Origin of the sequence: Paraburkholderia sp. SEWSISQ10-3 4 (assembly GCF_030464785.1) — a bacterium.
GTDB classification, from domain to species: domain Bacteria; phylum Pseudomonadota; class Gammaproteobacteria; order Burkholderiales; family Burkholderiaceae; genus Paraburkholderia; species Paraburkholderia aspalathi.
In genome coordinates this window covers 1-26,386 of sequence record NZ_JALPRI010000029.1, presented here as the reverse complement: position 1 = coordinate 26,386, position 26,386 = coordinate 1, and the positions used below count along the sequence as shown (strand labels likewise).

Sequence of the window (26,386 nt, the reverse complement as noted above, 5' to 3'; positions counted from 1 at the left end):
TCGATCTGTTATTACAGGGTTTTCCCGGCCTCGAGCCAGCCGTTGATCACGGCGATCGCCGTGGACCGGTTGTGTACGCCGAGCGCCCGGAAGATCACGGACAGATGCACCTTTACCGTCCCTTCCGCGACGCCCAATTCACGCGCGATCATCTTGTTGGTCCAGCCGCGATGCACCAGCCGCATGATGTCCTGCTGTCGCGGCGACAGGTTCTCCAGCAGATGTTGCTGATGCGGCTGCAGCGCCGAGATTTGCGTGATCGGTTCCGTGAGTGCGGTACCGCCCTGAGTCGGGGCGTGCCCGGCGTCATGGGCGGCAAGCTCGGCGGGCGCTTCGGCGCGCACGGGTGCGGCTTGCGTCTCGCGCGAGCCCAGCAGGCTGAGTGCCTCCATCGGCACATAGGCCCCGCCCGACAACACCAACTCGATCGCCTTGAGCATGACGCTGGCGGGTTGCCGCTTGGGCACGAAGCCGAGCGCGCCGGCGGCCAGCACCGCGCGCATCTCGTCGGGCGACTCTTCGGCGGAGAGCACGACGACCGGCAACGCCGGATTCGCCTTCAACAGCACTTCGAGCGACGACGCGCCGGTCATACCTGGCATATGCAGGTCGACGATGGCGAGGTCGTGGTCGGCGTCGGGCCGCGCGGCGGCGGCGAGGGATTCCCAGCTATCGGCTTCGTCGAATTGCGCGTCGGGATCGAGCCCGCGCAATAGTCCTTTGACGCCTTGCCGGATCAGTTCATGGTCGTCGGCCACAAGAAACTTCATGATGTCTCCGCGAGTCGGGACTGCGCGTTGTGGACTGCCACGGTCGTGCTTCTGGCTCTACTTCCCGTTTTACTTCTATTCTCGATTCGCGTCATTGCCGGCTACCCCGCGATCATATGCCGATCGGTGGTGCGGCGCGCCTTGCGGTTTGCCGCACGAATGAACATCTATTTATGTAATCGCCGGCTGGTTCGATGCACCAGCATTATGTGTAAGGTAGGTCTCCCGCGCATAGGTTCCGGCTTGTTACGAAGACGAGCCGCACGGCGCAATTTTTGAAGCCGTCCACGCGGGAATCCGCAGGTTATGCGCGCCAGATGAAATTAGGCAAGTGCATGATTCACTTGATTGCAAATAACGTCGCATTCATCAGAAGCTTGAACGCGAAGCCGAGCGACATCGCTGAGGCAACGCCTAAGCACCATAGCGCGACGAACCACAGCCAGCCCGGCAGCCGGCGCCCCGGCGTTTGAGACGCGCCACGGGCGGCGCTGTCGCCCGTGTTCTTAGTGATAGTGATGTTGGTCGCCATGACGCACCTTGCCACGAAATACCCAATAACCCATCGTCGTATAAGCGATGATGACCGGTAGAATTACTGCTGCGCCGACTAGCGTGAACATCTGGCTCGAGCGCGGCGCAGCGGCTTCCCAGAGCGTCATGCTCGACGGAATCGCATAAGGCCACAGGCTTACCAGCAGCCCGGCATAACCGAGCAGCACCAGCAGAAGCGCCAGCACGAACGGCGTGTTGTGATGCCGCGCACGCACCGCACGGTGCATGAAGAAGGCGCAGATCGCCACGAGGAACGGCACAGGCAGCAGACGGTAGAACAGGTTGTCGTGAAACCAGCGTTGCGCGATATTCGGATCTTGCAGCGGCGTCCAGAGGCTGACCATCGCGATGAAGCCGAGCAGCACGAGCGTTAGCGGCCACACCACGCGATGCAGCCGGCGTTGCAGATCGCCTTCGGTTTTCGCGACCAACCAGCAGCAGCCGAGCAGCGCGTAGGTGATCACCAGACCGAGACCCGTCAGCAGACTGAACGGCGTGAGCCAGCCGAAGGCATCGCCCGCATAGCCGCCGTCGATCACCGGAATGCCTTGCAGGAACGCGCCCAGCACGATGCCCTGAAAGAACGTCGCGCCCGCCGAGCCACCGATGAACGCCAGATCCCACAGATGTTTCGTGCGCTTGGCCTTGGCGCGAATCTCGAACGACACGCCGCGGAAAATCAGGCAGACGAGCATGAAGATCAGCGGCAGATACAGTGCAGACAGCACGGTCGAGTAGACCACCGGAAACACCGCGAACAGCGCGGCGCCGCCGAGTACCAGCCAGGTTTCGTTGCCGTCCCACACGGGCGCGACGGTGTTCATCATCAGGTCGCGTTCTTTCTCATCGGGGAAGAACGGGAAGACGATGCCGATGCCCAGATCGAAGCCGTCCAGCACCACGTACATGAATAGGCCCAGCGCAATGATCGCGGCCCACGCTACGGTTACGTCCATTTTCTTTCTCGCAAGCAGGAAGTGAAGCAGTGAGGTTAGGCGGCGTCGATCATGTGATCGGCGGCGGACAGCGGGCGGCGCGCGGTCTGATTCGGCACGTGCTCAGGCACGCCGTGCGGCGTCTGTCCCGGCAATGCCGGACCCGCGCGCATCAGCTTGAGCATGTAGTAGATGCCGGTGCCGAACACGAGGAAGTAGACGACCACGAAGGCCATCAGGGAGATGCCGACCTGCTGCGTGGTGAGCGGCGATACGGCCTGCGAAGTGCGCATCACGCCGTACACCACCCACGGCTGACGGCCTGCTTCAGTGGTGACCCAACCCGCCAGCAACGTGATGAAGCCGGTCGGGCCCATGGCCACGGCGACGCGCTGGAACCACTTCGCTTCGAACAGGCGTTCGCGGCGGCGCAGCACCCATGCGGCCAGCGACATCAGGATCATCAGCACGCCGAGCCCGGCCATGATGCGGAAGCTCCAGAACACCACCGTCGAGTTCGGTCGGTCTTGCGGCGGGAATTCCTTCAGGCCGCGAATTTCGCCATCCCAGCTATGCGTGAGGATCAAACTGCCAAGGTGCGGAATCGATACGGCATAACGCGTGGTCTCCGCCTGCATATCAGGAATGCCGAAGAGATTCAGCGCGGTGCCGCCTTTCTCGGTTTCCCACAGACCTTCGATCGCGGCGATCTTGGCCGGCTGATATTTGCGCGTGTTCAAACCATGCTGATCGCCGACGAATGCCTGGATCGGCGTGAGGATCAGGAGCAGCCAGAGCGCCATCGAAAACATCTTCTTGACGGCAGGATCGCGCCGGCCGCGCAGCAGATGCCATGCGCCCACCGCCGACACCACCAGCCCCGCGACAATGAATGCCGCGAGCGCCATATGCGCAAGCCGGTACGGGAACGACGGATTGAAAATGATCTTGAACCAGTCGAGCGGCACGACGTGGCCGTCGACGACTTCAAAGCCTTGCGGCGTTTGCATCCAGCTATTGGACGCGAGGATCCAGAAGGTTGAGATCAGCGTGCCGATCGCCACCATCAGCGTGGCGCCGAAGTGGGCGCGCGGACTCACGCGCTGCCAGCCGAACAACATGATGCCGAGGAAGCCCGCTTCGAGGAAGAACGCGGTCATGACCTCGTACATCAGAAGAGGTCCGGTGATGGGCCCCGCGAAACTGGAGAAGCCAGACCAATTGGTGCCGAACTGATAGCTCATCACGACGCCGGACACGACGCCCATCCCAAAGGCGACTGCGAAGATCTTCGACCAGAACAGGCAAAGATCTTTGTAGTACGCCTTGCCGGTTTTCAGCCAGCGCCATTCGAGGACAGCGATAAAACTGGCGAGGCCGATGCTGAGCGCCGGAAAAACAATGTGAAACGAAACAGTGAACGCAAACTGAATGCGGGCGAGATCGAAGGCCGAGATTGCGGAGTTCATGAGCGTGAAGGTCGTGACGCCCGGGAGGGCGGACTACGCGCGTCGACCGTTGTCGGTGCGCACTGCGCTGGGCAGATGGCGCAAGAGTAGGGGATGAGGAAAATTTTTGCTGCAATGCGACGTGCGTCAAAAAACCACGTTGTTTTGCACGTATTTTCGTTTTTGAGACGGCAAAGCCTTGATAGGTATCAAGTTTTCCTGAGTACGTCCTTGCGTGCGTCTCTCGGGGTCTGCGCGGAACTGCGGCAATAGACCGCGCTGCAACAACGTGGCTCTGGCGTCTTTGTGGTTAAGTCCTGCGCTGCGGATGCCGCATTCCAGACATGTCAGTCAGCAAGAGATCGCCGCACCAGGCGGCGCGGGCGCTCAACAGCGCGCGGCGAAGCCTAGGCGATCGAGATAAACAGCTGCTTGCCACACGCGGCCGCGTATCTGCGCAGCGTATCGACAGAAGGCGAATGCTGCCCCGACGCAAGCGCGCGTTCCAGCCGGGTGATGGCCGGCGCTTTCGTGCCCATGCGCTCGGCGACTTGCGCTTGCGTCAGGCCGGCTTCGCGGCGCGCGGCGAGCATCTGGTCGAGCAGCGCGAATTCTTCGCGGTTCAGCCGCTCGTATTCGGCGCGTACTTCGGGATCGGCGAGCGCCTGCTCGCGCATTGCCTTATAGGTTGCCATTTCTGATCTCCAGCAGTCTTTTGCGCGCGACGTCCAGTTCGTTGCGCGGCGTTTGTTGCGACTTCTTCACGAAGCTGTGAAGCATGACGATTTTCCGTTCCACGATCGAGCAGTAGAACACTCTGGCGATGCCTTCCGCGCCTTTGAGGCGCATTTCGAACAAGCCACCACCCATTGATGCGGTGTGCGGCTCGCCGAGATTCGGTCCGTATTCCTCCATGCGATCGGCCAACGCGATGAAGCGTGCAAGCAGCGTTTTCGGCAGGGAAGCAACGTTCACTTTGACCTTTTCGTTGTAGAAGTCGATCGTAAATGTCATTGGATTCAATGATAACAAATATGTTATTAACGCGCAAGCAAGCCACCTCGCAGTTTGTTGCTGTCAGTCAGCAAAAACTGGGCGCATTGCCTGGCAGGAAATCGAACGACAGGAAGAGGGCGAAAGCAGGACCGCGATGAGCGGTTACAACGGCGTTGGCGCAACCAGGGCCATTCGTCACCATCCGACAATAACGCCGTTCGCGCCGACTTTCTATTAGCCGGTTAGCTAGCCAACAGGCTAGTTTGCTTCTAACATGCAAGCAGCTAACCGGCGGTTCCTTCGGCGTCATCGCATACCTGAAATGGATGCGCGCTGCATCGCCATCCTGTTTCATTCCTGATAGTCATTTCGAACACCACGTGAACCGACTGGTTCTTCGTGCGCCCGTCATCAAAATGCGTTGCAGACCGTGTCATGCTTGAGCAAGCGTCTCATCGTGCATCGACTGGTCGTTTCCCTCGCATGCTCCACTCACGCGCGCCGAGTTCGTCCTGCATTCGCTGTTAACGGTTTTCATTGGGCGGCACGGCGTGTGCTGCCCGACCGGTTTGAGCGTCACGCTTCATCCACCTGCCGGTGACGGCAGACTTCATCCAAAAGGAGTCGACAGATGAGCACGATCACCACGAAAGACGGTACGGAAATTTTCTACAAGGATTGGGGCAAAGGGCGCCCGGTTGTCTTCTCGCACGGCTGGCCGTTATCCGCAGATGCATGGGACGCGCAGATGCTGTTCCTCGGCGGCAAAGGCTTTCGCGTGATCGCGCACGACCGGCGCAGCCATGGCCGTTCAGCGCAGACGTGGGACGGCAACGATATGGACACCTATGCCGACGATCTCGCCGCGCTGATTGAACACCTCGATCTGCAGGACGCCACCATGGTCGGCCATTCGACCGGCGGCGGGGAGGTCGCGCACTACATCGGCCGTCACGGTACGAAACGCGTGGCGAAGGCTGTGCTGATCGGCGCGGTGCCGCCGCTGATGCTGAAGACTGAGGGCAATCCGGAGGGCACGCCGATCGGCGTGTTCGACGGCATCCGCAAAGGTGTTGAGGCGGATCGCTCGCAGTTTTTCAAGGATCTCGCGCTACCGTTTTACGGTTACAACCGTCCGAACGCGAAGGTGTCGCAAGGTGTGATCGATTCGTTTTGGGCGCAAGGCATGGTCGGATCGATCAAGGGCTTGTACGACTGCATCAAACAGTTCTCCGAAGTCGACTACACGGAAGACCTGAAGAAGATCGACGTGCCGACTCTGGTACTGCATGGCGACGACGACCAGATCGTGCCTATCGATGCTGCAGGCCGCAAGACTGCGAAGATCGTGAAGAACGCCACGCTCAAGGTCTATCCGGGCGGGCAGCACGGCATGTGCACGGTGGAGGCGGACAAGGTGAATGCCGATCTACTGGAGTTCATCGGCTCGTAATGCGTTGATGTAGCAAGTGCGGCTGGCGAGGGGCGATTGTTCCGCGCTGGTGCTGGCCGCGCCCGTACCCGCGTACGGCGGTCGCCGCTCAGGCAGTTGGCCAGCCGATGCGCGCCGCTCGGCGCAATGTCGAGCGAACCACCAACCGGTGGAACGGAGCGATGGCGAGGATATAAAAACGCCCAAGCCCGTTGTGACAGTGCACGACCGTGGACAGAATCAGATAGCGCGCGCTGCCCTCGTGCGTATCGCGCGTTTGCTGCAATATCGAAAGCCGGAAGTCCAGATGGTTGTCGTTCTCGCCGAGAATGATCTCGCGTGCGCTGCGCGCGTAGATTCGGAAGAAGTCGACCCGATCCCTTGAGCCGGGTGGATTCGCGATGCGCAACTGTTTCGACGTCTTGAGCCCGAGGCGGGCGACTAACGCATCACGCAACCCCAGCAGTTTCGCGATCCATCTCGCCTGATGGGCGAACATAAAGCGCGCGAGCAATTCCGGGTCGTCGATTGCGTTGTCCGGCAAGCGGACGGCGTACGCGTCTGCGAGGTCCGGGGCATCGTACATGCGGGCCACGCCGGATTCGGCCGGCACGGCAACGGAAAGCACGGAACGGTTGGCATCTGGCATAGGAAGGTGCTGCGCCGAAAAGAGATCGAGGTGGACAGGGCGATTTCGCCGCGGGGTGCCGCAGTTCGATCGCGCACTTGCGCGTCAAGTCTACGCGTGCTCGACGGCGCGCGCTCAAGCATCGGTGTCTATTGCGGCAACCGGCCGCATGCGCTGGATGACGTATGCGGCAGGCATCAATATGCGCATCAAGTTATACGACGTCACATAAATTAGTGGCGACGTATGTGTTTGTTTGCAAAAGGCAAATCGCCATACATGTCAAATTTGTACGGGTAAATGCCTGGTTGAAATCCACCTTGGAATCGAAGATAGTACGTTATCGTACAACTAAGGGCTGGTTCCAGCCCATTGCCGCCACGGCTCGACTGCTTGCCGTTCACCGGCTCTAATCGCGCGCGGCGCTGTAAAGGATCCTTATGAAGAAGATTGCCCTGAGTGGAGCCGGCGGCCAGCTCGGCTCGGTAGTGCGGACGGCGTTGGTCGGCCGCGGCATCCCCTTGCGTTCGGCGGCGGGTTCGAAGCCCCTCGTGCCGCTGGTGGAAGGTGAGGACGTGATGCACGGCGACCTGCGCGACCCCGCCGTCGTGGATCGCCTGCTGAAGGGTGTCGACGTGCTGATTCACTTCGCCGGCACGAGCGTGGAACGTCCGCTGCCTGAAATCATCGACAACAACCTGCGCGCGCTGGTCGAGGTGTACGAAGGCGCGCGCCGGCAAGGCGTTCGGCGGGTGGTGTTTGCCAGCTCGAATCACGCGATCGGCATGTATCCGGTCACCGAGCATCTCAGCCTCGATTGCGCACTGCGTCCGGACGGTTTCTACGGCCTGAGCAAGGTGTGGGGTGAAGCACTGGCAAGAATGTATTGGGACAAGCACGGCATCGAGAGCATTTGCGTGCGCATCGGCAGTTGCCTCGAGCGGCCCACCGAGCAGCGACACCTGAGCACCTGGTTCGGTCATCGCGATCTGCTGCATTTCCTCGACCGCTGTGTCGAGGCAGAGGACATCGGCTTCATCACCGTGTGGGGCGTGTCGGCCAACACACGTAGCTGGTGGGACAACAGCGGCGCCGAGCGCCTCGGTTATCAACCGACCCAGGACGCCGAAGCCTACGCCGAGGAAATCCTGGCACGGCCGAATCCGCTCGATGCCTTGGGTCAGCGTTACCAGGGCGGCAGCTTCGTCGGCATCGATTACTCGCGCGACGACAACGCAGGCAACGACACAACGGGCCAGCCGTCCTGATTGGTTAAGGAATACGAGGAGACACAGTCATGAAAATCAAGGGCATCCGCTGGTGGATGGTCAGCCTGGTCGCGGCCGGGCTCATCATCAATTACCTCGCGCGCAATACGTTGTCGGTGGCAGCGCCGACGCTGATGAAGGACCTCAACATCACCACCGCGCAGTATTCGCATGTCGTGGTGGCGTGGCAACTTTGCTATGCGTTCATGCAGCCGGTCGCGGGCTATGTGCTCGACACCGTCGGCACCAAGATCGGCTTCGCGGCATTCGCGCTGGCCTGGTCGCTGGCATGCGCTGCGGCGGCATGGTCGACGGGCTGGCGCAGCCTGGCGTTCTTCCGTGGCGTGCTCGGTATCGCCGAAGCGGCGGGCATCCCGGCCGGCGTCAAGGCGACGAGCGAGTGGTTTCCGGCCAAGGAGCGTTCCGTTGCGATCGGCTGGTTCAATATCGGCTCGTCCGTAGGCGCACTGCTTGCGCCGCCGCTGGTCGTTTGGGCGCTGTTGCACGGTCAATGGCAATGGGCTTTCCTGATCGTCGGCGTGGCGGGGATTGTCTGGAGCGCGCTGTGGATGCTGCTGTACAAGCATCCGCAGAAACAGAAGCTGTTGAGCGACACCGAGCGCGATTACATCCTCAGCGGGCAGGAGGCAAAGCACAGCGACGCCGGCGCGGTTAAACGCAGTTGGGCTTCCATGCTCGGCAGCCGCGACTTCTGGGCAATCGGCATTCCGCGGATTCTTTCCGAGCCGGCCTGGCAGACCTTCAACGCGTGGATTCCGCTGTACATGATGACCGAGCGGCACATGAACCTGAAGGAAGTCGCGCTGTACGCGTGGATGCCTTTTCTCGCCGCGGATATCGGTTGCGTGCTTGGCGGTTACCTCAGCCCGCTGTTTCATAAGTACGCGAAGGTATCGCTGTTCACGTCGCGCAAGATGGTGTTCGTAGTTGGCGCGCTCTGCATGATCGGGCCGGCTTGCGTCGGGCTGGTGGCAAGTCCTTATGCGGCCGTCGCGCTGCTGTGCGTTGGCGGCTTTGCTCACCAAACGCTGTCGGGTGCGTTGTATGCGATTACCTCCGACATGTTCGGCAAGAACGAAGTTGCCACTGCCACAGGCATGGGCGGCATGGCGGGTTACCTGGGCGCGGCGGCGTTCACGGCGCTGTTCGGCGTGCTGGTCACGCAGATCGGCTACAGCCCGTTGTTCGTGGTGCTGGCTGTGTTCGACATCATTGCGGCTGCTGTGGTGTGCCTGCTGGCCAGAAGCGGCGACAAGACGATCGACTCGCGCTGGGTGGCAGCGACTGTAGCGGCCAAGTGAGTCACGGTTGGGCCCGGGCCGCGAATGGCGCCGGGTAATGAAAAATGGCGGCGCCCGAGGGCGCCGCCATTTGTTTTACCTCGCGCTTTAACCCTTAACGCTGATCGACGGTCGACGTAAGGTCTCCAGCATGACGCATGCCGGAGACCGCTTGCCCATCAGCCTACCAGCGAGCTGTTATACGTGACGCCACCGATCACCACATTGCTGAGCGTGATGGATTTCACGTTGCTCACAAAGACCGGCCCTGGCGTAGTCGTCGTTGCGGGGCCCACGCAGATCGGCGTTCCGAGGTTGCAGTTCGAGATCGTCACGCCGGTAATCGGCTGCACTGTCGGCACGGGTAGCGGACCGTTGTAGTCCGCAGCCACCGGACCCTGCGCGACGATTGCCTGAAAGCACGAGGCCGATGTCGCGGAGAAGCCTGTCGGCATCGCGTAGCTCACCGTACCCGACACGTTGGTCGCATTCACGTTCGTGATGTTGACGTTGTTGATCGTCGCCGGGTTCCAGCGTACCGAATCGCCCGATGGGCTGTAATCGCAGTCGAACGTGATCAGGCCGCCCTGTCCGGTAGACGGGTTTGCCGCAAGACCGACCGTGCCTGTACCGGGGACCGAACTGGGAACGCTCGAACCCAGCGCGCCGCCGCCGTATTTCCCTGCCAGGTTCACGCCATTGGGCAGCGTCACACCATTGATCCACACGTTGTTGATGAAGCCACCACGGTTCATGTTGGTCTTGAAGCGAAGCGCGATATTCAGCGGATTGGTCGCCCAATTCTCGTTCTGCATCGTCAGATTGCGTGCGTAGACGTTTTCCACACCCGCGCTCATTTCGCTGCCGATCGTGAGGCCGCCGTGGCCACTCTGCATCGTGCAGTTCTGGACCACGATGTTCTGCATCGGGCCGTACTCCGTGTCGAGGCACTTGCCGGATTTGATCGCGATGCAGTCGTCGCCGGTATTGAACTGAACGTTCTGCACCAGCACGTTGTTACACGCATCCGGGTCGAAGCCGTCGTTGTTCGGGCCGATGCTGTCGGCAAACACGCCGTCGATCACCACGTTCGTGCAATCGGTCGGATGGTGCTGCCAGAACGGCGTGTTCTGCGTGTGGTAATTCTGCAGCAGCACATTGGTGCAGCCGATGAATTCGACCATGCATGGACGCAGAAAGTGGCCGAGGCCGAAGACGCGATTAACGACCGGCACGCCGAGTTCCGACAGCGCGGGCAGGTAGTTCTGGTCCTGATTCCAGCCCGAAACCGTGAGCAGGTTCATCAGCGTCGTCGTCGTGCCATCCTGATTCGTGAACGACACGTTGGCTTGCGGATTCGTGACCTGGGCCGCGGGCAGACTCGTCAGGGCAGTGCTGGCCGGGTAGGTGCCGGCGTTGCCCGGGTAGGAGGTGGTGCCCGTGTTGGCGTCGGCTTGCGAAACCGGTGTGCCTCCCGAAGCCGGTTTCACGTAACCGTACGCGCTGCTCGTGCCCTTGAAGGTCCACCAGCATGACGTCGGCGGCTTGGTGCTCAACTGCATCGGCGTCATTGCCTGACCGTTCAGAACGCAGGTGTTGTCGGCGGCGGTCAGCGCGATGTTGTTCTGCTGGTACGCATAGATCGGCGAGCCGAAGTTCAGGCAGTCGTTCGCCTGCCAGCGTGTCCAGTACAGATTGCCGTTCGCAGTCGGGTACGGACCGTTCTTCGCGTAGTCAGCCGGGTTCGGGCTGAAATAGATCGTGCAACCGGAACTCAAATGGAAATTCACGTTGCTCAGGAGAACGATTGGGCCGCCGCAGTACCAGTTGCCCGCAGACACCACCACGCGCCCGCCGCCCACCGCATGCGCGGCCTGAATCGCGGCATTGAACGCGGAGCACGAATCATAGGCGGTGTCCGTCATATCCCACGGCACCATCACGTTCGAGCCGGGGCTTTGCGGCGACGTCGCGGCCTGCGCGCCCGTCACCCATGAAATCGCGCCACCGGGCCACGCGCTTGCCTGGATCAAGGCGGACGCCGGCAGCGTCCGTGCGCCGTAGCCCGTCACCTGGAAATCAACCGCGGGGAACGTCGACGTGGTGATGCCCGCAAGCTTGTTGATAATCGCCGTTGCCTGGCCGGTTGGTCCCCAGATTGGGTCCGCAGCTGCGGTTGGCGTAGTCGACACGGGTGTCGTAGCGCTTAAAGAGCCGCTGCTGCCGCCGCAGGCGGACAGTCCGCCTAGCAGGGTTGCGCCCGCGGAGGTTCCCGCGAGCACGATAAACGCTCTGCGTTTAGGTGAGTTGGGTTCGTCCTGGCTGCGGATTCTCGATGTCGCCGGCTTGCCGTTGTTTTTATCTTTAGATGCCACGGATGTCTCCTTGCCCTTTGCGGGCGTTGTAAGTAATCGTCAGTTTTCGATGGGCCATGCCTCTTCAATCCGTCGCTTGAATCAGCGCCGAATATCGAACCCGTTTGCATGGCCATCAGTCATCCTTAATATTTGTAATAAAACTTTGTTGATGAGTGTGGTTGGGTTGCTGTGAAGATTCGCTGGGACGCCTAACGCGGCGTGCGCCGTTCCATCTTCTCTATTTGCATAGAGCAGGCGGAGACGGCGCTGCAAGTTGGACTTGCGGGCTTAAGCGGTCTTCTGGCCGATCTCGTGATTGGCGAGTATTTCGAGCGCGCGCACCATGGCGGAGTGATCCCATGCTTTGCCGCCATGCGCCACGCAGGCGTTGAAGAGCTGCTGGCAGGTGGCTGTATTCGGCAATGAGACGCCGAGCGCCTGGGCCGTCGAGAGCGCGAGATTCAGATCCTTCTGGTGGAGCTCGATCCGGAAGCCCGGGTCGAAGGTGCGCTTCGTCATCCGTTCACCGTGTACTTCGAGAATGCGCGAGGACGCAAAGCCGCCCATCAGTGCTTCGCGTACACGCGCCGGATCGACACCGGCTTTGGAGGCGAGCAGCAGCGCTTCGCCGACGGCCTCGATCGTCGCGGCGACGATGACCTGATTGGCCACCTTGCACACCTGGCCCGCGCCGACAGCGCCGATCAGCGTGACGTTCTTGCCCATCATGTCGAAGAGCGGCTTCACGCTATCGAAAGTCGCCGGCTCGCCACCCACCATGATGGTCAGCGAACCGGCCTTGGCGCCGACCTCGCCGCCTGAAACGGGTGCGTCCATATAGTCCGCGCCGCGCTCACGGACGCGGGCTGCGAAGTCACGGGTGGCCATCGGCGAAATCGAGCTCATGTCGACCACCGTCTGTCCGGGGCGCAAGGCCTCGGCGAGGCCGTGTTCGCCAAACAGCACGCGTTCGACGTCCGGCGTATCCGGCACCATGACGAAGATCACGTCGGCATGCGCGGCCACGGCGGCTGGGCTGTCGCACGCGACGGCGCCGGCCTGGGTGAGTTCGTCTGGAACGCCGCTGCGCGTAAACGCCGCGAGAGCCACGCCGTTCTTGAGAAGGTTGGCGGCCATGGGCTTGCCCATGATGCCGAGTCCGATAAAGCCTGCTTTTTGCATGGAAATCTCCGGAGATGTCATGGTGGCCGTCCTTACTTCCGGTCCGCCTGTTTCTGCATGAAGTGTTTTTGAACGGTCTGCGCTGCGGCTTTCAGCAGCCCCATATCGGCACAGACCGCGATGACGCGGCAGCCCATCGAGATATAGCGCTCCGCGTCGGCCTGCACGGGCGCGAGGATGCCGCTCGGCTTGCCGGCCGCCTGTGCGCGCTCGAAGACGCGCGCTATGGCCTGTTGCACGTCGGCATGGTTCGGGTTGCCGATGTGGCCGTAGGCAGCCGCAAGATCGGACGGTCCGACGAATACGGCATCGACGCCGTCCACGGCGAGGATCTCGTCGATATTATCGACCGCCTTGCGGCTCTCGATCTGAACGATGACGCAGACGTTGTCGTTGGCGATATCGAAGTAATTGGCAACGGTCGCATAGCGATTGCCTCGTTGGCTCACCGAGACGCCGCGGATACCCTGCGGCGGGTAACGCGTCGCGGCGACAGCGCGCACCGCGTCTTCGGCGCTATCGACGAACGGCACCAGAAAATTCGAGAAGCCGCTGTCGAGGAGTCGCTTGATGAACACGCTGTCGTTGGCCGGCGGCCGCACCACCGGCGCGCTCGGGCTGTCCTTGAGCGCCATCAACTGGGGGATCAGCGTCAGAACGTCGTTCGGTGCATGCTCGGCATCCAGCAGCATCCAGTCGAAGCCGACAATGCCAAGCAGCTCCGTAGCAATCGGGCTGGCAAGCGAAGCCCAGCAGCCGATCAGGGTTTCGCCGCTGCAGACGGCGCGGCGAAAGCTATTGGGCAAAGGCTGGTAAGGCGTGGCGGCTGTCATGGGTGTCTCCTCGAGCTGCGATTGAGCGGGCAGGTAAACTGGCAAATAAGCTGGCAGATATAAGCGGGCAAGCTCCGACGTTTACTGATTGAAATGTTATAGGTCGTCGTACATCTTAATGAAGATTAGCATCGGACCGATTGGTTGTAACGGCCACGTAAACCCGAATTCCTCGCTGAGCAAGGGTTTCAGGTTGCGCATAGGTTACTCAATGTTGTAGGATGACCTATATCTAAGATGTCCATCCAAGGAAAGCGAAATGTCTATTACCGGCGAAATGCTGATTGGCCGCAAAGCAGTGCGCGGCGAGGAAAAACCCCTGCGCGCGTTCAATCCCGCCACGGGATCCGACATCGCCGAACCGGTGTTCGGCAGCGGCTCGGTCGCGAATGTCGAACTCGCCTGTGAACTCGCACAGAAAGCGTTCGACCCGTACCGGCACCTGCCGCTCACGGTGCGCGCCGAGTTTCTGGAGCGTATCGCGGACGGCATCACGGCGCTCGGCGACGCGCTGATCCAGCGTGCGCACGAAGAGTCCGGCTTGCCGAAGGCGCGCCTCGAAGGCGAGCGCGGCCGCACGACTGGCCAGCTCAAACTGTTCGCGCAAGTCGTACGCGCCGGCCAATGGCTCGCCGCCACGCTCGATTCACCGTTGCCCGAGCGCAAGCCGCTGCCGCGTTCCGACCTACGGATGCAAAAGATTCCGCTGGGCCCGGTCGCCGTGTTCGGCGCCAGCAACTTCCCGCTCGCGTTTTCAGTGGCGGGCGGCGATACCGCTGCGGCGCTCGCGGCAGGCTGCCCGGTGGTGGTGAAGGCGCATCGTGCTCACCTGGGCACCTCGGAGATGGTCGGTCGTGTGATTCAGCAAGTCGCGCAGGACATGGACTTGCCTGAAGGCGTGTTCTCGATGATCGTCGGCGCCGGCAATTCGGTCGGTGAAGCGCTGGTCGCGCATCCGGCGATCAAGGCGGTGGGCTTCACGGGTTCGCGCGCCGGCGGCACGTCGCTGATGCGCGTCGCGGCTGCCCGGGCCGAGCCGATTCCGGTCTACGCGGAAATGAGCAGCATCAACCCGGTGTTCCTCCTGTCGAACGCGCTGTCGCAACGCGGTGAGACCATCGCGCGTGGCTTCGTCGATTCGCTGGTGCTCGGCGCGGGCCAGTTCTGTACCAACCCGGGGCTCGCGATCGCCATTGACAGCGACGCACTCAAAGGTTTCGTTGCAACGGCGTCCGAAGCGCTGAGCGGCAAGCCGGCGCAGACCATGCTGACCCCCGGCATTCACGCGGCCTATGAAGAGGGCGAGGACAAGCTGGCGGCGACGCGCGGCGTCGAGGCGGTTGCGCGCGGCATCGACGCGACAGGACCGACGCAGGCTTGCGCAGCTTTGTTCGTTACCGACGCGCAGACTTTCCTGTCCACACCGGCACTGGAGGACGAGGTTTTCGGGCCTGCGTCGACCATCGTGCGCTGCAAGGACGAGCAGGAATTGCTCGCCGTCGCCGAGCACTTCGACGGTCAGCTGACCGCCACGGTGCAGATGGATAGCGCGGATCTGGCAGCGGCGAAGAAGCTGGTGCCGATTCTCGAGCGCAAGGCCGGCCGGATTCTGGTCAACGGTTTCCCGACCGGCGTCGAGGTTTCGCACGCGATGGTGCATGGCGGCCCGTTCCCGGCGACGTCCGATAGCCGGGCGACGTCAGTGGGGACGACGTCGATCGAGCGCTTCCTGCGTCCGGTGTGCTATCAGGATTTCCCGGCCGATCTGCTGCCGGAAGCGCTGGCCGACGCCAACCCGCTGGACCTGTGGCGTCGTCGTGACGGCGAGATCACGCGCAGCTAAGCGAAGCCGTGAGCGGCGCCCAAGTGGGCGCCGCATGAGACAAAAAAATGGCCGGGATATCCCGGCCATTTTTGCATTCAGCGTGATGAATCAGACCTTGCTCAGCGCAAGGAATCAGCTATTTGCTTCCGCCGCTTCGTTGGCGCGCCGCAGCCGCTCGCGGCTATTCGACAGGTGCATGCGCATCGCCGCGCGCGCGCCTTCGGCGTCGTGCCGCGTGATCGCCTCGAGAATGCTTTCGTGCTCCAGGTTGACGAGCGACAGATACGCGTCGGGTTCAGCACGCGCGATCCCCGCCGAGTCGAGCCGGTTGCGCGGAATCAGCGCGCTGCCCATTTGCGTGAGGATGTCGACGAAATACCGGTTGCCGGTTGCGCGCGCCACGGAGATATGGAACTGCAGGTCGGCATCGACGCTATCCAGCCCGTTGTGGCGGGTGGCTTCAATCGCGTCGAGCGCGGCGCGCATGCGCGCGAGGTCGTCTGGTTTGGCCCGCTGAGCGGCGAGACCCGCGCATTCCGTTTCAAGGCTGATGCGCAGTTCCAGGATCGACAGCACGTCGCGCAAGGTGGTGGCGGGCACCATGTCGATGCCCAGCTTTTCGCGCTGCGGTTCCAGCACGAAACTGCCGATGCCATGGCGCGTCTCGATGATCTTGCCCGCCTGCAAGCGTGAAATCGCTTCACGGATGACGGTGCGGCTCACGCTCAGCGTGACCATCAATTGCGATTCGGTCGGCAGTTTGTCGCCGGGCTTCAAGGCGTTAGACGCGATTTGCTCGGTGACGTAGCTGACGACAAACTCGGCAAGATTGCGCGCGCGCCGTGGCGGTGCTGCGGATGCCAGTGGTGTAGCCATCGAAAACGCCCCTTGAATCAGATAGTTGCAGGTACTTCTTGCGATTCATTATACCGTCGTCTGACGACTGATTATATAAACGCCGGATCAATTTCGGCATCGGTGTCGGACCAGGCGTCGATGCCCGGTTTCAGGCGCCTGGCGGACAAGCCGCGTTAATTTGTAGGCGCCCCGGGAAGTACGATAACAGCCTGACTGCTAGCCGCGGCGCAGTTCGACCCGTTTGATGTCTTTCACGATCACGAGATAGCTGAACACCGTCAGCAGGGCGTTCAGGCCGACGAAAACCAGCGCGCCGTTGAACGACCCGGTCTTCGCGACGAGATAGCCGATCACGATGGGCGTCACGATGCCGGCGACATTGCCGAACATATTGAAGATCGCGCCCGACAGACCGAGTGCCTCTTTCGGCGACGTATCCGCCACTACGGCCCAGCCGAGTGCGCCGATACCCTTGCCGAAGAACGCGAGCGACATGAGCGCGACGACGATCCAGTCGGTCGAAACATAGTTGCAGCCGATAATGCACACCGACAGCAGCATGCCGCCGACAATCGGCACCTTGCGCGCGATGGTGAGCGAATGCCCGCGCCGGATCAGCCCATCGGACAGGATGCCGCCCAGCACGCCGCCGGAGAATCCGCAGATCGCCGGCAGCGACGCCACCAGACCCGCCTGCAGAATCGTCATGCCGCGCGCCTGCACGAGGTAGATCGGAAACCAGGTCAGGAAGAAGTAGGTCAGCACGTTGATGCAGTACTGGGCGAGATAGACGCCGACGAGCATGCGGTTGGTCAGCAGTTGACGCACGAGCGACCAGCCACCGGTGCCGGCGACGTCCGCAGCCCGGGCTGCTTTCGTGTGCCCGTTCACCACGCCGCCGCCCTGTTCGATGTAGTCGAGTTCGGCACGCGAGACACGCGGGTGATCGGCGGGGTTCTTCATCACCTTCAGCCAGGTGAGGGCGAGTAACAGTCCGGCCACGCCCATCACGAGGTAGACCGCGTGCCAGCCGAACGCATGGGTCAGCCAGGCCATCAGCGGCGTGAAAATGACCGCTGCGAAGTATTGCGCTGAATTGAAAATGGCGGAGGCAGTGCCGCGTTCGTTGGTGGGAAACCAGCTCGCCACGACCTTGGCATTGGCCGGAAACGCCGGGGATTCAGCGGCGCCCATTGCGAAGCGCAGCACGAACAGCGCGATGACGGCGGCGGCTGCGCTGCCCAGCAGGCCGATCGAGCTTTGCAGCAGCGTAAACAACGACCACAGGAAAATGCTCGCCGCGTAGACGCGCCGCGCGCCGAAACGGTCGAGCAGCCACCCCGCCGGCAATTGCGACAGAACATAGGCCCAGCTGAACGCGGAGAAGATGTAACCCATCCTGATCGCGTCGAAACCGAACTCGGCGCGCATCGCGGATCCGGTTACTGAGAGCGTGGCGCGGTCCGCGTAATTGAATGTCGTGATCACAAAGATCAGCAACAGAATCCCGTAGCGGACCTTGGTGCGCTTTGCGACATGGGCGGGGCTCGCGGTGCGGCTCATTTCCATTGTCATCTCCTGAACTTTTTATCTGTGAAAAAGCGCCCGGCGACGTTGCCGTCCCGGACGCTCTTTACGGTGCCGCGTGCTCGAGCCAGTTCGGCCAGGCTCGCACGGCTTGGCGCCTTGCTGTGTTACTGCGCGCCGAGCTTCTTGATCAGCACGTCGAGTTGCGCCATTTCTTCTTCGGTCAGATCGGTCAGCGGTGCGCGCACCGGACCTGCGCTGTGGCCGACCAGCTTCGCGCCGGCCTTCACGATGCTGACCGCGTAGCCCTGGCGGCGGTTGCGGATCGCCAGATACGGCAGGAAGAATTCGTCGATCAGCTTGCCGACCGTCGCGTGGTCGTTCGCGGCAATCGCGCGATAGAAGTCCATCGCGGTCTTCGGGATGAAGTTGAACACGGCCGACGAGTACACCGGCACGCCCAGCGCCTTGTAGGCCGCGGCGTAGACTTCAGCGGTAGGCAGGCCGCCGAGATAGGAGAAGCGGTCGCCGAGGCGGCGGCGGATCGACACCATGTTCTCGATCTCGCCCACACCGTCCTTGAAGCCGATCAGGTTGGGGCAGCGCTCGGCCAGCCCTTCGAGCATGTCGGCGTTAAGCTTGGAGTTCGCGCGGTTGTAGATGATCACGCCCATGTTCGGCACGGACTTGCAGACTTCTTCGGCGTGCGCCGCGATGCCTTCCTGGCAGGCTTCGGTCAGGTAGTGGGGCATCAGCAGAATGCCGTTCGCGCCGTGACGTTCGGCTTCCTGGGCATACGCGATTGCGACGCGGGTCGGGCCGCCGGCGCCGGCGAGAATCGGTACTTTGCCTTTGCAGACTTCGGTTGCCGTACGCACGACGTTCGAGTAGTCGTTATGCGTGAGCGAGAAGAATTCGCCCGTGCCGCCGGCGACGAACAGCGCCGAGGCGCCGTAAGGCGCGAGCCATTCGAGGCGCTCGGCATAGGTGTCGGCGCGGAAATCGCCTTGTTCGTCGAAGTCGGTAACGGGGAAGGACAGAAGGCCTTCCGAAACGATCTGCTTCAGTTCCTGCGGTGTCGTCATGATGGGTATCCAGGGCGTCGAATGGGGTCGGTATTTAGAAATGATGATTTCTTATACGTCATCGTACAACAACAATTCGGCTAACTCAACGATGTTTTCACGGCATAATGCGCGCCATAGGGTAAATACGGAACGTCTGGGCAATCTTTCATGTTGTAGGATGACGTATGAATGATTGACGCAACAGTTGGTGCAGCAGGCGTGAAATCGCCACAAGGATCGATGTCATGGAACAAACCCCGCTCTACATTCGCGTTCACCCCAATGACAATGTCGCGATTGTCGTCAACGACGGCGGTCTGGGTGAGGGCGCCGTATTTCCCGATGGCCTCGCGCTGCGCGAGCGTGTTCCGCAGGGGCACAAAGTCGCGCTTGCCGATCTCGCGGAAGGCGACGAGGTCATCCGCTACAACGTGGTGATTGGCTACGCGCTCAAGGATTTGCCGAAGGGCAGCTGGATCAACGAACACGTGATCCGCATGCCGAGCCCGCCGGGGCTGGAAGATCTGCCGATCGCCACCATCAAGGCGCCGGAGATGCCGCCGCTGGAAGGCTTCACGTTCGAAGGCTATCGCAATGCCGACGGCTCGGTCGGCTCGCGCAACATTCTAGCCATCACGACCACGGTGCAATGCGTTGCTGATGTAGTTCAGCACGCGGTTACGCGTATCAAGGCAGAACTGCTGCCGCACTATCCGAACGTCGACGACGTGGTGAGCCTCGGCCACACCTATGGTTGCGGCGTCGCGATCGACGCGCCGGACGCAATGGTGCCGATCCGCACCGTGCGAAACATCAGCCTGAATCCGAACTTCGGCGGCGAAGTGATGATGGTCAGCCTCGGCTGCGAGAAGCTGCAGCCTGAACGCCTGATGCCGCCGGGCACGATTCCGATTGCCGCTGCTGCGAATGTCGCTGAAGTGGCCGACATCGGCGACGTCGAGGCCGATCTGAACGGTGACGTTGTGGTGCTTCAGGACGATGCGCACGTCGGCTTCCAGTCGATGATCGAGTCGATCATGCGAATGGCCGAGGGCCATCTGAAGCGGCTGAACAATCGCCGCCGCGAGACCTGCCCGGCCTCCGATCTGGTGATCGGCGTGCAGTGCGGCGGCAGCGATGCGTTTTCCGGGCTGACCGCCAACCCCGCCGTGGGCTTCGCTACCGATTTGTTGGTGCGCGCGGGGGCGACGGTGATGTTCTCCGAAGTCACCGAAGTGCGCGACGGTGTCGATCAACTGACGGCACGCGCGGCCAACGCGGACGTGGCGGCTGCGATCATCCGCGAGATGCAGTGGTACGACGATTATCTGAAGCGCGGCGGCGCGGACCGCAGCGCCAACACCACGCCCGGCAACAAGAAGGGCGGCCTGTCGAACATCGTTGAAAAGGCGATGGGCTCGATCATTAAGTCGGGCAACTCGGCCATCTCCGGTGTGTTGTCGCCAGGTGAAAAGGTCAAGCAGAAGGGCCTGATTTACGCGGCCACGCCGGCGAGCGACTTCATCTGCGGCACGCTGCAGGTCGCGGCGGGCATCAACCTGCATGTGTTCACGACCGGCCGCGGCACGCCGTACAGCCTCGCGGAAGTGCCCGTCATCAAGGTCGCGACGCGCTCCGATCTCGCGCGCCGCTGGCACGATCTGATGGATATCAACGCCGGTACTATTGCGACCGGCGCAGCGACGATCGAAGACGTGGGTTGGGAGCTGTTCCGCCTGATGCTCGACGTCGCAAGCGGACGTAAAGAGACGTGCGCGGAGAAACTCAAACTCCACAATGCGTTGACGCTGTTCAATCCAGCGCCGGTGACCTGATAGTACCGATCGTAATCACGACAAAGACTGAGACATGACTGACTCGAACCTCGACCGCCCGGCGGCGCAGAAACCTTTCCGCCGTCTTCTGCTCACCGGCGCTGCCGGCAACCTCGGCCAGCAGTTGCGCGGTGCGCTCGCTGCATGGGCCGATGTCGTGCGCGTCACCGATATCGCGCCGCTGGGCGAAGTGGCGGCGCACGAAGAAGCATCGATCGTGGACCTCGCAGATGAAGCCGCCGTTCACGCGCTGCTGGAAGGCGTGGATGCGGTCGTGCATCTGGGCGGCATCTCCGTCGAGGCGCCGTTCGAAGATCTGCTCGAAGCGAATATCCGCGGCCTGTACAACCTTTATTCGGCGGCGCAGAAGCAGGGCGTGAAGCGCATCGTGTACGCGAGCTCGAATCATGCGGTGGGTTTTCATCCCACGACGTCGGTGGTCGATATCGACGCGCCGCTGCGTCCCGACAGCCTGTATGGCGTGACGAAGTGCTTCGGCGAATCGCTGTCGCGCTATTACTTCGATCGCTTTGGTCTCGAGACGGTGTGTCTGCGGATCGGCTCGTCGTTCGAGCAGCCGAAGAATCCGCGCATGCTCGTCACCTATCTGAGCTATCGCGACTTTATCGAACTGGTGCGCTGCTCGCTGTTCACCAACCGGGTTGGCCACGCAATTGTTTATGGTGTGTCGGATAACCGGACCAAGTGGGTTGACAACACCAAGGCGGCGTTCCTTGGTTTTCGTCCGCAGGACAGTTCGATCGAGTTCGAGCACCTCTTTCCGGTCACGGCGCCTACCGCCGACCTCGACGATCCGACACAGCATTTCCAGGGTGGCCCGTTCGTGCTGGCCGGTCCGATGGAGCCGAAGCGGTGAGCGGCTTGACGAACCCGCGGGTGGAGCGTGTCGAAGCGGCAGGGCAGGCGCCCGCGTCAGTCGGCGAGAGCCCGGTATGGCGTGCCGCTGAACAGGCGCTCTACTGGGTGGATATTCCGGCGCAAAAGATTGTGCGGCAGCGGATCGATTCTGGAGAGCGCACCGAGTGGCAATTGCCGGAGAAGGTGGCGTGCATCGCCTTCGATCATCACGGCACGGTCCTGGCTGGCTGTGAGACGGGGCTCTTCGCTGTCACGCTGACTGAAGGCGCGCCCCGTCGCGAAGCGATGAAGGTGACGGGCAGAAAGCTCGCCGCGCCGCACTTCGCTTTCGACGATATGCGCTTCAACGACGGCCGTTGCGATCGGCAAGGGCGCTTCTGGTCCGGCACGATGGTGCAGGATATGGCAGCGGCAAATCCTGCGGGCGCACTCTATCGCTTCGACGAGCGCGGCGTGTTGTCGGCGCCGGTTGTCGACGCGTTGATCACGCAAAACGGTCTGGCGTGGTCGCCGGATGGAACCACGATGTATCTGTCGGACTCGCATCCTCTGCGCCGGCAAATCTGGGCGTTCGATTACGACATCGAAGCGGGCGAGCCGCGCAATCGGCGCGTATTCGCTGATCTGCATGATTACGCTGGTCGTCCCGACGGCGCAGCCGTGGATGCGGACGGCTGCTACTGGATTTGCGCAAACGACGCCGGCCTCTTGCTGCGCTTTACGCCGCAAGGCAAGCTCGATCGGCAGATTGCCGTGCCGGCCGTGAAGCCCGCGATGTGCGCGTTCGGCGGCCGGGATCTGGACACGCTGTTCGTGACGTCGATCCGTCCCGCGACGGGCGCGAGTGAACACGACGGCCACCTGTTCGCCGTTCGCCCCGCTGTGACCGGGCTGCCTGAGCCCGAATACGCGGGCGAACTCTGAATAAGCGACGTGAATGAGGCGGGGCGCCGGGGAATTAGCACGCCGGCGCCCAACAGTTGCAGCCTTTTATTCATCACTTGTCGTACAACATAGTGGCAAAAATGCCACTCTCGGGTCATCTTCCTCCCTACGAAAAATATAAATCTGCGAAGCGGAGATTTTGCTCGCATCCCTTTCTGGCATAGCTTTAAGGCCGGATTTCGACTCAGAAACTTTTACGTCTAACCCGCTGTCGTGCGGGTAAATACCGGCTGTACAACTCATACCACGTTTTATAGACTTCATATGTCGTCGTACAACATATGAGCCCCAACAAATTCATTTCAAGATGGTTTTGGGGCGCTGGACAAAGAGGGCAGCGTTCTCTGCGCGCATGACCAACGCGCGCGGGGTTCATGCCGAAGCAGTCGAAGCAAAGAAGTCGAGTTGTCTGACAGGAGTGCTGAGCATCTGTTCCGGGGAAGCAGAACAGGCCAGCACGGCAAACCGCACGCTACCCACAGGGGTTGCGTGCGTGGAGCCGGGAGACGCATCAAAACCATGTCGCATCCGTAAGCGGCCTTCCGTAAGCGACCCCGCGAAAGCGGTCCTTCGTAAGCGGCCCTCCGCATCCGGATGATCTAATTTCAAGGAATGTCACGATGAAAAACAAGTTTGCCTCTTCCCGTGTTTCGATGATTGTCGCGGCCTCCGTGCTGGCGTTCAGCACCGTATCGGCACACGCGCGCGTGTTCCGCGTGTCGGACGTGCATGGCGACACCTATCCGACCAATATGGCCGTGAAATATATGGGTGAAGAAATCAGCAAGGCAACCGGTGGCAAGGATTCCGTGAAGGTCTTCGGCAACAGCGCGCTGGGTTCCGAAAACGACACGATCGATCAGGTGCGTATCGGCGCACTGGATATGGCGCGCGCCAACGGTGCAGCCTTCAACGAGATCGTGCCTGAATCGATGATTCCGTCGCTGCCGTTCCTGTTCCGCGACATCGACCATTTCCGCAAGGTGATGTACGGCCCGGAAGGCCAGAAGATTCTCGACGCCTTCAAGGCGAAGGGCATGATCGCGCTGACGTTCTATGAGAGCGGCGCGCGCTCGATGTACGCGAAGAAGGCCATCCATTCTCCCGCCGACATGAAGGGCCTCAAGGTACGCGTGCAGCCGTCGGATCTGATGGTCGACGAAATCAAGGCGATGGGCGGCACGCCGACGCCGATGCCGTTCGCCGAAGTCTATACGGGCCTGAAGACGGGTCTGGTGGATGGCGCGGAAAACAACCTGCCGTCGTACGAAGAGACCAAGCACTTCGAAGTCGCGCAGGTCTATTCCGAAACCCAGCATTCGATGACGCCGGAAGTGCTGGTGTTCTCCAAGAAGGTGTGGGACACGCTGACGCCGCAGGAACAGGACATCATCAAGAAGGCGGCGGCCGACTCAGTGCCTTACTACACCAAGCTGTGGACCGCGCGTGAAGCCGACGCGGCAAAGACGGTCACCAAGGGCGGCGCGACGATCGTTACCGCGTCGCAGATCGACCGTCCTGCTTTCGTGAAGGCGATGCAACCGGTCTGGGCGAAGTATGAAAAGACGCCGCAAATGAAGCAACTCGTCGACGAAATCCAGGCAGTCAAATAAGTTTTGGACGTAACGCGGTGGCGAAGGGCCGTGCAGCACGCGCTGCTGGTTCTTCCCGCCGCGCGGTTTCCTGCGCCGGTGATGGTTAGCAGGAATCCTGAAGATCAAATATAAGTCCGCTGTATGCAAGGATGGGGTCAATGAGATTCATGAAACGCCCAAACGATTTTCTCTTCCGCGTGCTGGTGATCGTGGCGTCGGCGAGTCTCGCCACGCTGTGCCTGTTGGTGATTTATAGCGTCGTGATGCGCTATGTCTTCAGCGATGCACCGGATTTTGTCGAACCCATTGCCCTCCTGCTGGTGATTGTGATCGCCATGTTCGGCGCTGCGCTCAAGGTTCGCGAAGGCGGCCACATCGGGCTCGACTCGCTAGTCAAGAAGCTGCCGCCGAAAGGCCAGACGATCGCCCATGCGTTCCAGCATATTTGCCTGATCGTGCTGGCCGTGGCGATTTTCTTCGGCTGCTGGCAGATGGCGGAGACGACGATGGACGACAAGATCCCGATCCTGGGCCTTCCGGAAGCGCTTCGATATCTGATTCCGGTCATTGCCAGCGCCTGCATCGCTCTGTTCTCGTTCGAGAACCTGCTGGGGCTTTTCGCACAGAAACAAAAATAGAAGAATCATGGAACTTGCCATCCTCTCAGTTAGTTTCCTCGTCTTCCTCGTATTCGGGGTTCCTGTTTCGTTCGCGTTGGGACTCTCGTGCGTCCTGACGTATCTGTATGAAGGCTTGCCGGCGGCCACCGCCATGCAGTCGATGATTTCGGGAATGAACGCGTTTTCGTTTCTCGCGGTCCCGTTCTTCATTTTCTCCGGCGAGTTGATGTTGCACGGTGGTATCGCCGACCGCATCCTGCGCTTTGCTCAGGCCACGGTAGGCCATTTCCGCGGTGGGCTCGGCATGGCTAACGTGGTCGCGTGCACGCTGTTCGGCGGTGTGTCCGGTTCGCCGACGGCAGACACGTCGGCCATGGGCGGCGTCGTCATTCCGCTGATGAAGCGCGAAGGCTACAGCGCGGCCTATGCGGTCAACGTGACGACCCATTCGTCGCTGGCGGGCGCGCTGATGCCCACGTCGACGAACATGATCATCTATGCGTTCGCCGCCCAAGGCATCACCGGGACGTTGAACGGTCACCAGATGAGCGGCGTGTCGATCGGCGATCTGTTGTTTTCTGGTCTGTTGCCGGTGCTTTGGGTGATGGGTTTCGTGCTCATCGCCGCGTACTGGCAAGCGGTCAAGTTCGGCTATCCGCGCCGTCCTGACGGCTCGACCGAACTGCAGCGCTTTCCCGGCTGGTTTGCGGTGGCCCGCACGTTCCTCGGCGCATTGCCCGGCTTGATGGTGATCGCGATCATTCTGTTCTGCGTGGCCAAAGGTATTGCTACAGCGACGGAGGCCGCCGCTATCGCAGTGGCTTATTCGCTCGTGCTGACGATCGTCATCTATCGCACGATGACGATGAAGAAGCTCTTTCATGCGCTCTCCAAGGCCGCTAAAACCACGGGCGTGGTGTTGCTGCTGATCGGCGTGTCGAACATGCTGCGCTACCAGATGGCCTATCTGGAGATTCCCGACGCCATCGAACACATGCTCGACGGGGCAACGAGCCTCCCCTGGTTGATGCTGCTTTACATCAACATCATCCAGATCTTCCTCGGCACGTTCGTCGACATGGCCGCGCACATCCTGATCACCACGCCCTTGTTCCTGCCGATGGCGATGCATGCCGGCGTCGGCCCTGTTCAGTTCGGCATCATGATTTTGCTGAACTGCGCATTGGGTCTCGTGCATCCGCCGATTGGTTCGGTGCAGTTCATCGGCTGCGCGATCGGCAATGTGTCGATAGGTGAAACCACCAAGGTGGCGTGGCCTTATTACCTGGCTATCTTCAGCGCGATCAACATTGTGACGTACGTACCGATGTTTTCGACGTGGTTGCCTAGCCTGATCAATGGTCACCCGGTGTTTTGAATGCTTGATTAAGAGTCAGCGCCGGCGTGGCACTGCCAGATACGACAAATAAGTTTTTTAAAGAGGAGCAGAAATGAAAAAGGTAATAGCAACCTCGGCCCTTGGGTTGGTCGCCCTCGGCGCACACGCTCAGAGCAGCGTGACGCTGTACG

23 protein-coding genes are annotated in these 26,386 nt (G+C 61.3%); 10 read left to right on the top strand and 13 right to left on the bottom strand.

Going from position 1 to position 26,386, the window contains the following annotated elements; all coding sequences use genetic code 11:
- Positions 1–11: 11 nt before the first annotated feature.
- From M0D68_RS33130 to M0D68_RS33105, 6 genes are all read right to left on the bottom strand, one after another.
- Positions 12–770, bottom strand: a complete 759-nt coding sequence (locus tag M0D68_RS33130) for a response regulator transcription factor (protein WP_093646405.1) — start codon at positions 768–770, stop codon at positions 12–14.
- Between the two features lie 340 nt (positions 771–1,110).
- On the bottom strand, positions 1,111–1,302 hold the full coding sequence (locus tag M0D68_RS33125; protein WP_093646407.1) for a hypothetical protein: 192 nt from the start codon (positions 1,300–1,302) through the stop codon (positions 1,111–1,113).
- Positions 1,277–2,281 carry a cytochrome d ubiquinol oxidase subunit II gene (gene cydB, locus M0D68_RS33120; RefSeq protein ID WP_097396922.1) on the bottom strand — a complete coding sequence of 335 codons (1,005 nt, stop codon included), beginning with the start codon at positions 2,279–2,281 and terminating at the stop codon, positions 1,277–1,279. The genes M0D68_RS33125 and cydB overlap by 26 nt, the downstream gene beginning before the upstream one ends.
- A 35-nt stretch (positions 2,282–2,316) precedes the next feature.
- A complete protein-coding gene (locus M0D68_RS33115) occupies positions 2,317–3,729 on the bottom strand; it encodes a cytochrome ubiquinol oxidase subunit I (RefSeq protein WP_200622289.1) in 1,413 nt (470 codons plus the stop codon).
- A gap of 386 nt (positions 3,730–4,115) precedes the next feature.
- Positions 4,116–4,403, bottom strand: a complete 288-nt coding sequence (locus M0D68_RS33110) for a helix-turn-helix domain-containing protein (RefSeq protein ID WP_093646414.1) — start codon at positions 4,401–4,403, stop codon at positions 4,116–4,118.
- Positions 4,390–4,722, bottom strand: coding sequence for a type II toxin-antitoxin system RelE/ParE family toxin (locus tag M0D68_RS33105; protein WP_266226512.1), 333 nt, complete (start codon positions 4,720–4,722; stop codon positions 4,390–4,392). Before M0D68_RS33105 ends, M0D68_RS33110 begins: the two co-directional genes overlap by 14 nt.
- 613 nt (positions 4,723–5,335) lie before the next feature.
- Here M0D68_RS33105 and M0D68_RS33100 point away from each other — a divergent pair.
- Positions 5,336–6,157 carry an alpha/beta fold hydrolase gene (locus M0D68_RS33100; RefSeq protein WP_211606998.1) on the top strand — a complete coding sequence of 274 codons (822 nt, stop codon included), beginning with the start codon at positions 5,336–5,338 and terminating at the stop codon, positions 6,155–6,157.
- Positions 6,158–6,245: 88 nt separating this feature from the next.
- On the opposite strand, the gene M0D68_RS33095 is transcribed toward M0D68_RS33100, so the two are convergent.
- A complete protein-coding gene (locus M0D68_RS33095; RefSeq protein WP_266226511.1) occupies positions 6,246–6,785 on the bottom strand; it encodes a DUF2867 domain-containing protein in 540 nt (179 codons plus the stop codon).
- Between the two features lie 419 nt (positions 6,786–7,204).
- On the opposite strand from M0D68_RS33095, the gene M0D68_RS33090 reads away from it, so the two are divergent.
- Together M0D68_RS33090 and M0D68_RS33085 are read left to right on the top strand one after the other, a co-directional pair.
- Positions 7,205–8,032 (top strand): NAD(P)-dependent oxidoreductase, encoded by an 828-nt coding sequence (locus tag M0D68_RS33090; RefSeq protein WP_266226509.1) that lies wholly within the window; start codon positions 7,205–7,207, stop codon positions 8,030–8,032.
- 29 nt (positions 8,033–8,061) lie between these two features.
- On the top strand, positions 8,062–9,354 hold the full coding sequence (locus M0D68_RS33085; RefSeq protein WP_266226507.1) for an MFS transporter: 1,293 nt from the start codon (positions 8,062–8,064) through the stop codon (positions 9,352–9,354).
- 158 nt (positions 9,355–9,512) lie between these two features.
- Here the strand turns inward: M0D68_RS33085 and M0D68_RS33080 are convergent, their stop codons facing one another.
- From M0D68_RS33080 to garL, 3 genes are all read right to left on the bottom strand, one after another.
- On the bottom strand, positions 9,513–11,708 hold the full coding sequence (locus M0D68_RS33080) for a glycoside hydrolase family 28 protein (protein WP_266226505.1): 2,196 nt from the start codon (positions 11,706–11,708) through the stop codon (positions 9,513–9,515).
- Positions 11,709–11,978: 270 nt separating this feature from the next.
- Complete coding sequence (locus M0D68_RS33075) at positions 11,979–12,893, bottom strand: 2-hydroxy-3-oxopropionate reductase (protein WP_093646426.1); 915 nt, start codon at positions 12,891–12,893, stop codon at positions 11,979–11,981.
- An 11-nt stretch (positions 12,894–12,904) separates the two neighbouring features.
- Positions 12,905–13,705: a 2-dehydro-3-deoxyglucarate aldolase gene (gene garL / locus M0D68_RS33070; RefSeq protein ID WP_266226504.1), complete on the bottom strand. Its 801-nt coding sequence runs from the start codon at positions 13,703–13,705 to the stop codon at positions 12,905–12,907.
- 259 nt (positions 13,706–13,964) lie between these two features.
- Between garL and M0D68_RS33065 the strand changes: the two genes are divergently transcribed.
- Positions 13,965–15,548, top strand: coding sequence for an aldehyde dehydrogenase (NADP(+)) (locus tag M0D68_RS33065; RefSeq protein ID WP_266226502.1), 1,584 nt, complete (start codon positions 13,965–13,967; stop codon positions 15,546–15,548).
- Between the two features lie 114 nt (positions 15,549–15,662).
- On the opposite strand, the gene M0D68_RS33060 is transcribed toward M0D68_RS33065, so the two are convergent.
- From M0D68_RS33060 to kdgD, 3 genes are all read right to left on the bottom strand, one after another.
- A complete protein-coding gene (locus M0D68_RS33060; protein WP_054040224.1) occupies positions 15,663–16,406 on the bottom strand; it encodes a FadR/GntR family transcriptional regulator in 744 nt (247 codons plus the stop codon).
- A gap of 198 nt (positions 16,407–16,604) precedes the next feature.
- Positions 16,605–17,957, bottom strand: a complete 1,353-nt coding sequence (locus M0D68_RS33055) for an MFS transporter (RefSeq protein ID WP_200621973.1) — start codon at positions 17,955–17,957, stop codon at positions 16,605–16,607.
- A gap of 125 nt (positions 17,958–18,082) precedes the next feature.
- The gene (gene kdgD, locus M0D68_RS33050) at positions 18,083–19,000 is read right to left on the bottom strand and encodes a 5-dehydro-4-deoxyglucarate dehydratase (RefSeq protein ID WP_093646437.1); all 918 of its coding nucleotides are present in this window, start codon (positions 18,998–19,000) and stop codon (positions 18,083–18,085) included.
- Positions 19,001–19,227: 227 nt separating this feature from the next.
- On the opposite strand from kdgD, the gene garD reads away from it, so the two are divergent.
- The 6 genes from garD (at position 19,228) to M0D68_RS33020 (ending at position 26,234) form a co-directional block, all read left to right on the top strand.
- On the top strand, positions 19,228–20,817 hold the full coding sequence (gene garD / locus M0D68_RS33045; protein WP_200653857.1) for a galactarate dehydratase: 1,590 nt from the start codon (positions 19,228–19,230) through the stop codon (positions 20,815–20,817).
- A gap of 34 nt (positions 20,818–20,851) precedes the next feature.
- A complete protein-coding gene (locus M0D68_RS33040) occupies positions 20,852–21,694 on the top strand; it encodes an NAD(P)-dependent oxidoreductase (protein WP_266226500.1) in 843 nt (280 codons plus the stop codon).
- Entirely contained in the window at positions 21,691–22,620 is a 930-nt protein-coding gene (locus M0D68_RS33035; protein WP_211708798.1) for an SMP-30/gluconolactonase/LRE family protein, read from the top strand. Before M0D68_RS33040 ends, M0D68_RS33035 begins: the two co-directional genes overlap by 4 nt.
- Positions 22,621–23,261: 641 nt before the next feature.
- Positions 23,262–24,254 carry a TRAP transporter substrate-binding protein gene (locus M0D68_RS33030; protein ID WP_093646447.1) on the top strand — a complete coding sequence of 331 codons (993 nt, stop codon included), beginning with the start codon at positions 23,262–23,264 and terminating at the stop codon, positions 24,252–24,254.
- A gap of 140 nt (positions 24,255–24,394) precedes the next feature.
- Positions 24,395–24,874 carry a TRAP transporter small permease gene (locus M0D68_RS33025; protein ID WP_200621969.1) on the top strand — a complete coding sequence of 160 codons (480 nt, stop codon included), beginning with the start codon at positions 24,395–24,397 and terminating at the stop codon, positions 24,872–24,874.
- A 7-nt stretch (positions 24,875–24,881) separates the two neighbouring features.
- Positions 24,882–26,234: a TRAP transporter large permease gene (locus tag M0D68_RS33020; protein ID WP_054040217.1), complete on the top strand. Its 1,353-nt coding sequence runs from the start codon at positions 24,882–24,884 to the stop codon at positions 26,232–26,234.
- Positions 26,235–26,386: the final 152 nt, after the last annotated feature.

Bases quoted from the DNA above. Each gene is read 5' to 3' on its own strand.
- kdgD (WP_093646437.1), bottom strand. From the start codon at position 19,000: ATGACGACACCGCAGGAACTGAAGCAGATCGTTTCGGAAGGCCTTCTG.
- garL (WP_266226504.1), bottom strand. From the start codon at position 13,705: ATGACAGCCGCCACGCCTTACCAGCCTTTGCCCAATAGCTTTCGCCGC.
- M0D68_RS33105 (WP_266226512.1), bottom strand. From the start codon at position 4,722: ATGACATTTACGATCGACTTCTACAACGAAAAGGTCAAAGTGAACGTT.
- M0D68_RS33025 (WP_200621969.1), top strand. From the start codon at position 24,395: ATGAGATTCATGAAACGCCCAAACGATTTTCTCTTCCGCGTGCTGGTG.
- M0D68_RS33060 (WP_054040224.1), bottom strand. From the start codon at position 16,406: ATGGCTACACCACTGGCATCCGCAGCACCGCCACGGCGCGCGCGCAAT.
- M0D68_RS33065 (WP_266226502.1), top strand. From the start codon at position 13,965: ATGTCTATTACCGGCGAAATGCTGATTGGCCGCAAAGCAGTGCGCGGC.
- M0D68_RS33020 (WP_054040217.1), top strand. From the start codon at position 24,882: ATGGAACTTGCCATCCTCTCAGTTAGTTTCCTCGTCTTCCTCGTATTC.
- M0D68_RS33055 (WP_200621973.1), bottom strand. From the start codon at position 17,957: ATGGAAATGAGCCGCACCGCGAGCCCCGCCCATGTCGCAAAGCGCACC.
- M0D68_RS33125 (WP_093646407.1), bottom strand. From the start codon at position 1,302: ATGGCGACCAACATCACTATCACTAAGAACACGGGCGACAGCGCCGCC.
- M0D68_RS33110 (WP_093646414.1), bottom strand. From the start codon at position 4,403: ATGGCAACCTATAAGGCAATGCGCGAGCAGGCGCTCGCCGATCCCGAA.
- garD (WP_200653857.1), top strand. From the start codon at position 19,228: ATGGAACAAACCCCGCTCTACATTCGCGTTCACCCCAATGACAATGTC.
- M0D68_RS33115 (WP_200622289.1), bottom strand. From the start codon at position 3,729: ATGAACTCCGCAATCTCGGCCTTCGATCTCGCCCGCATTCAGTTTGCG.
- M0D68_RS33085 (WP_266226507.1), top strand. From the start codon at position 8,062: ATGAAAATCAAGGGCATCCGCTGGTGGATGGTCAGCCTGGTCGCGGCC.
- M0D68_RS33030 (WP_093646447.1), top strand. From the start codon at position 23,262: ATGAAAAACAAGTTTGCCTCTTCCCGTGTTTCGATGATTGTCGCGGCC.
- M0D68_RS33075 (WP_093646426.1), bottom strand. From the start codon at position 12,893: ATGACATCTCCGGAGATTTCCATGCAAAAAGCAGGCTTTATCGGACTC.
- M0D68_RS33130 (WP_093646405.1), bottom strand. From the start codon at position 770: ATGAAGTTTCTTGTGGCCGACGACCATGAACTGATCCGGCAAGGCGTC.
- M0D68_RS33040 (WP_266226500.1), top strand. From the start codon at position 20,852: ATGACTGACTCGAACCTCGACCGCCCGGCGGCGCAGAAACCTTTCCGC.
- M0D68_RS33090 (WP_266226509.1), top strand. From the start codon at position 7,205: ATGAAGAAGATTGCCCTGAGTGGAGCCGGCGGCCAGCTCGGCTCGGTA.
- M0D68_RS33100 (WP_211606998.1), top strand. From the start codon at position 5,336: ATGAGCACGATCACCACGAAAGACGGTACGGAAATTTTCTACAAGGAT.
- cydB (WP_097396922.1), bottom strand. From the start codon at position 2,281: ATGGACGTAACCGTAGCGTGGGCCGCGATCATTGCGCTGGGCCTATTC.
- M0D68_RS33095 (WP_266226511.1), bottom strand. From the start codon at position 6,785: ATGCCAGATGCCAACCGTTCCGTGCTTTCCGTTGCCGTGCCGGCCGAA.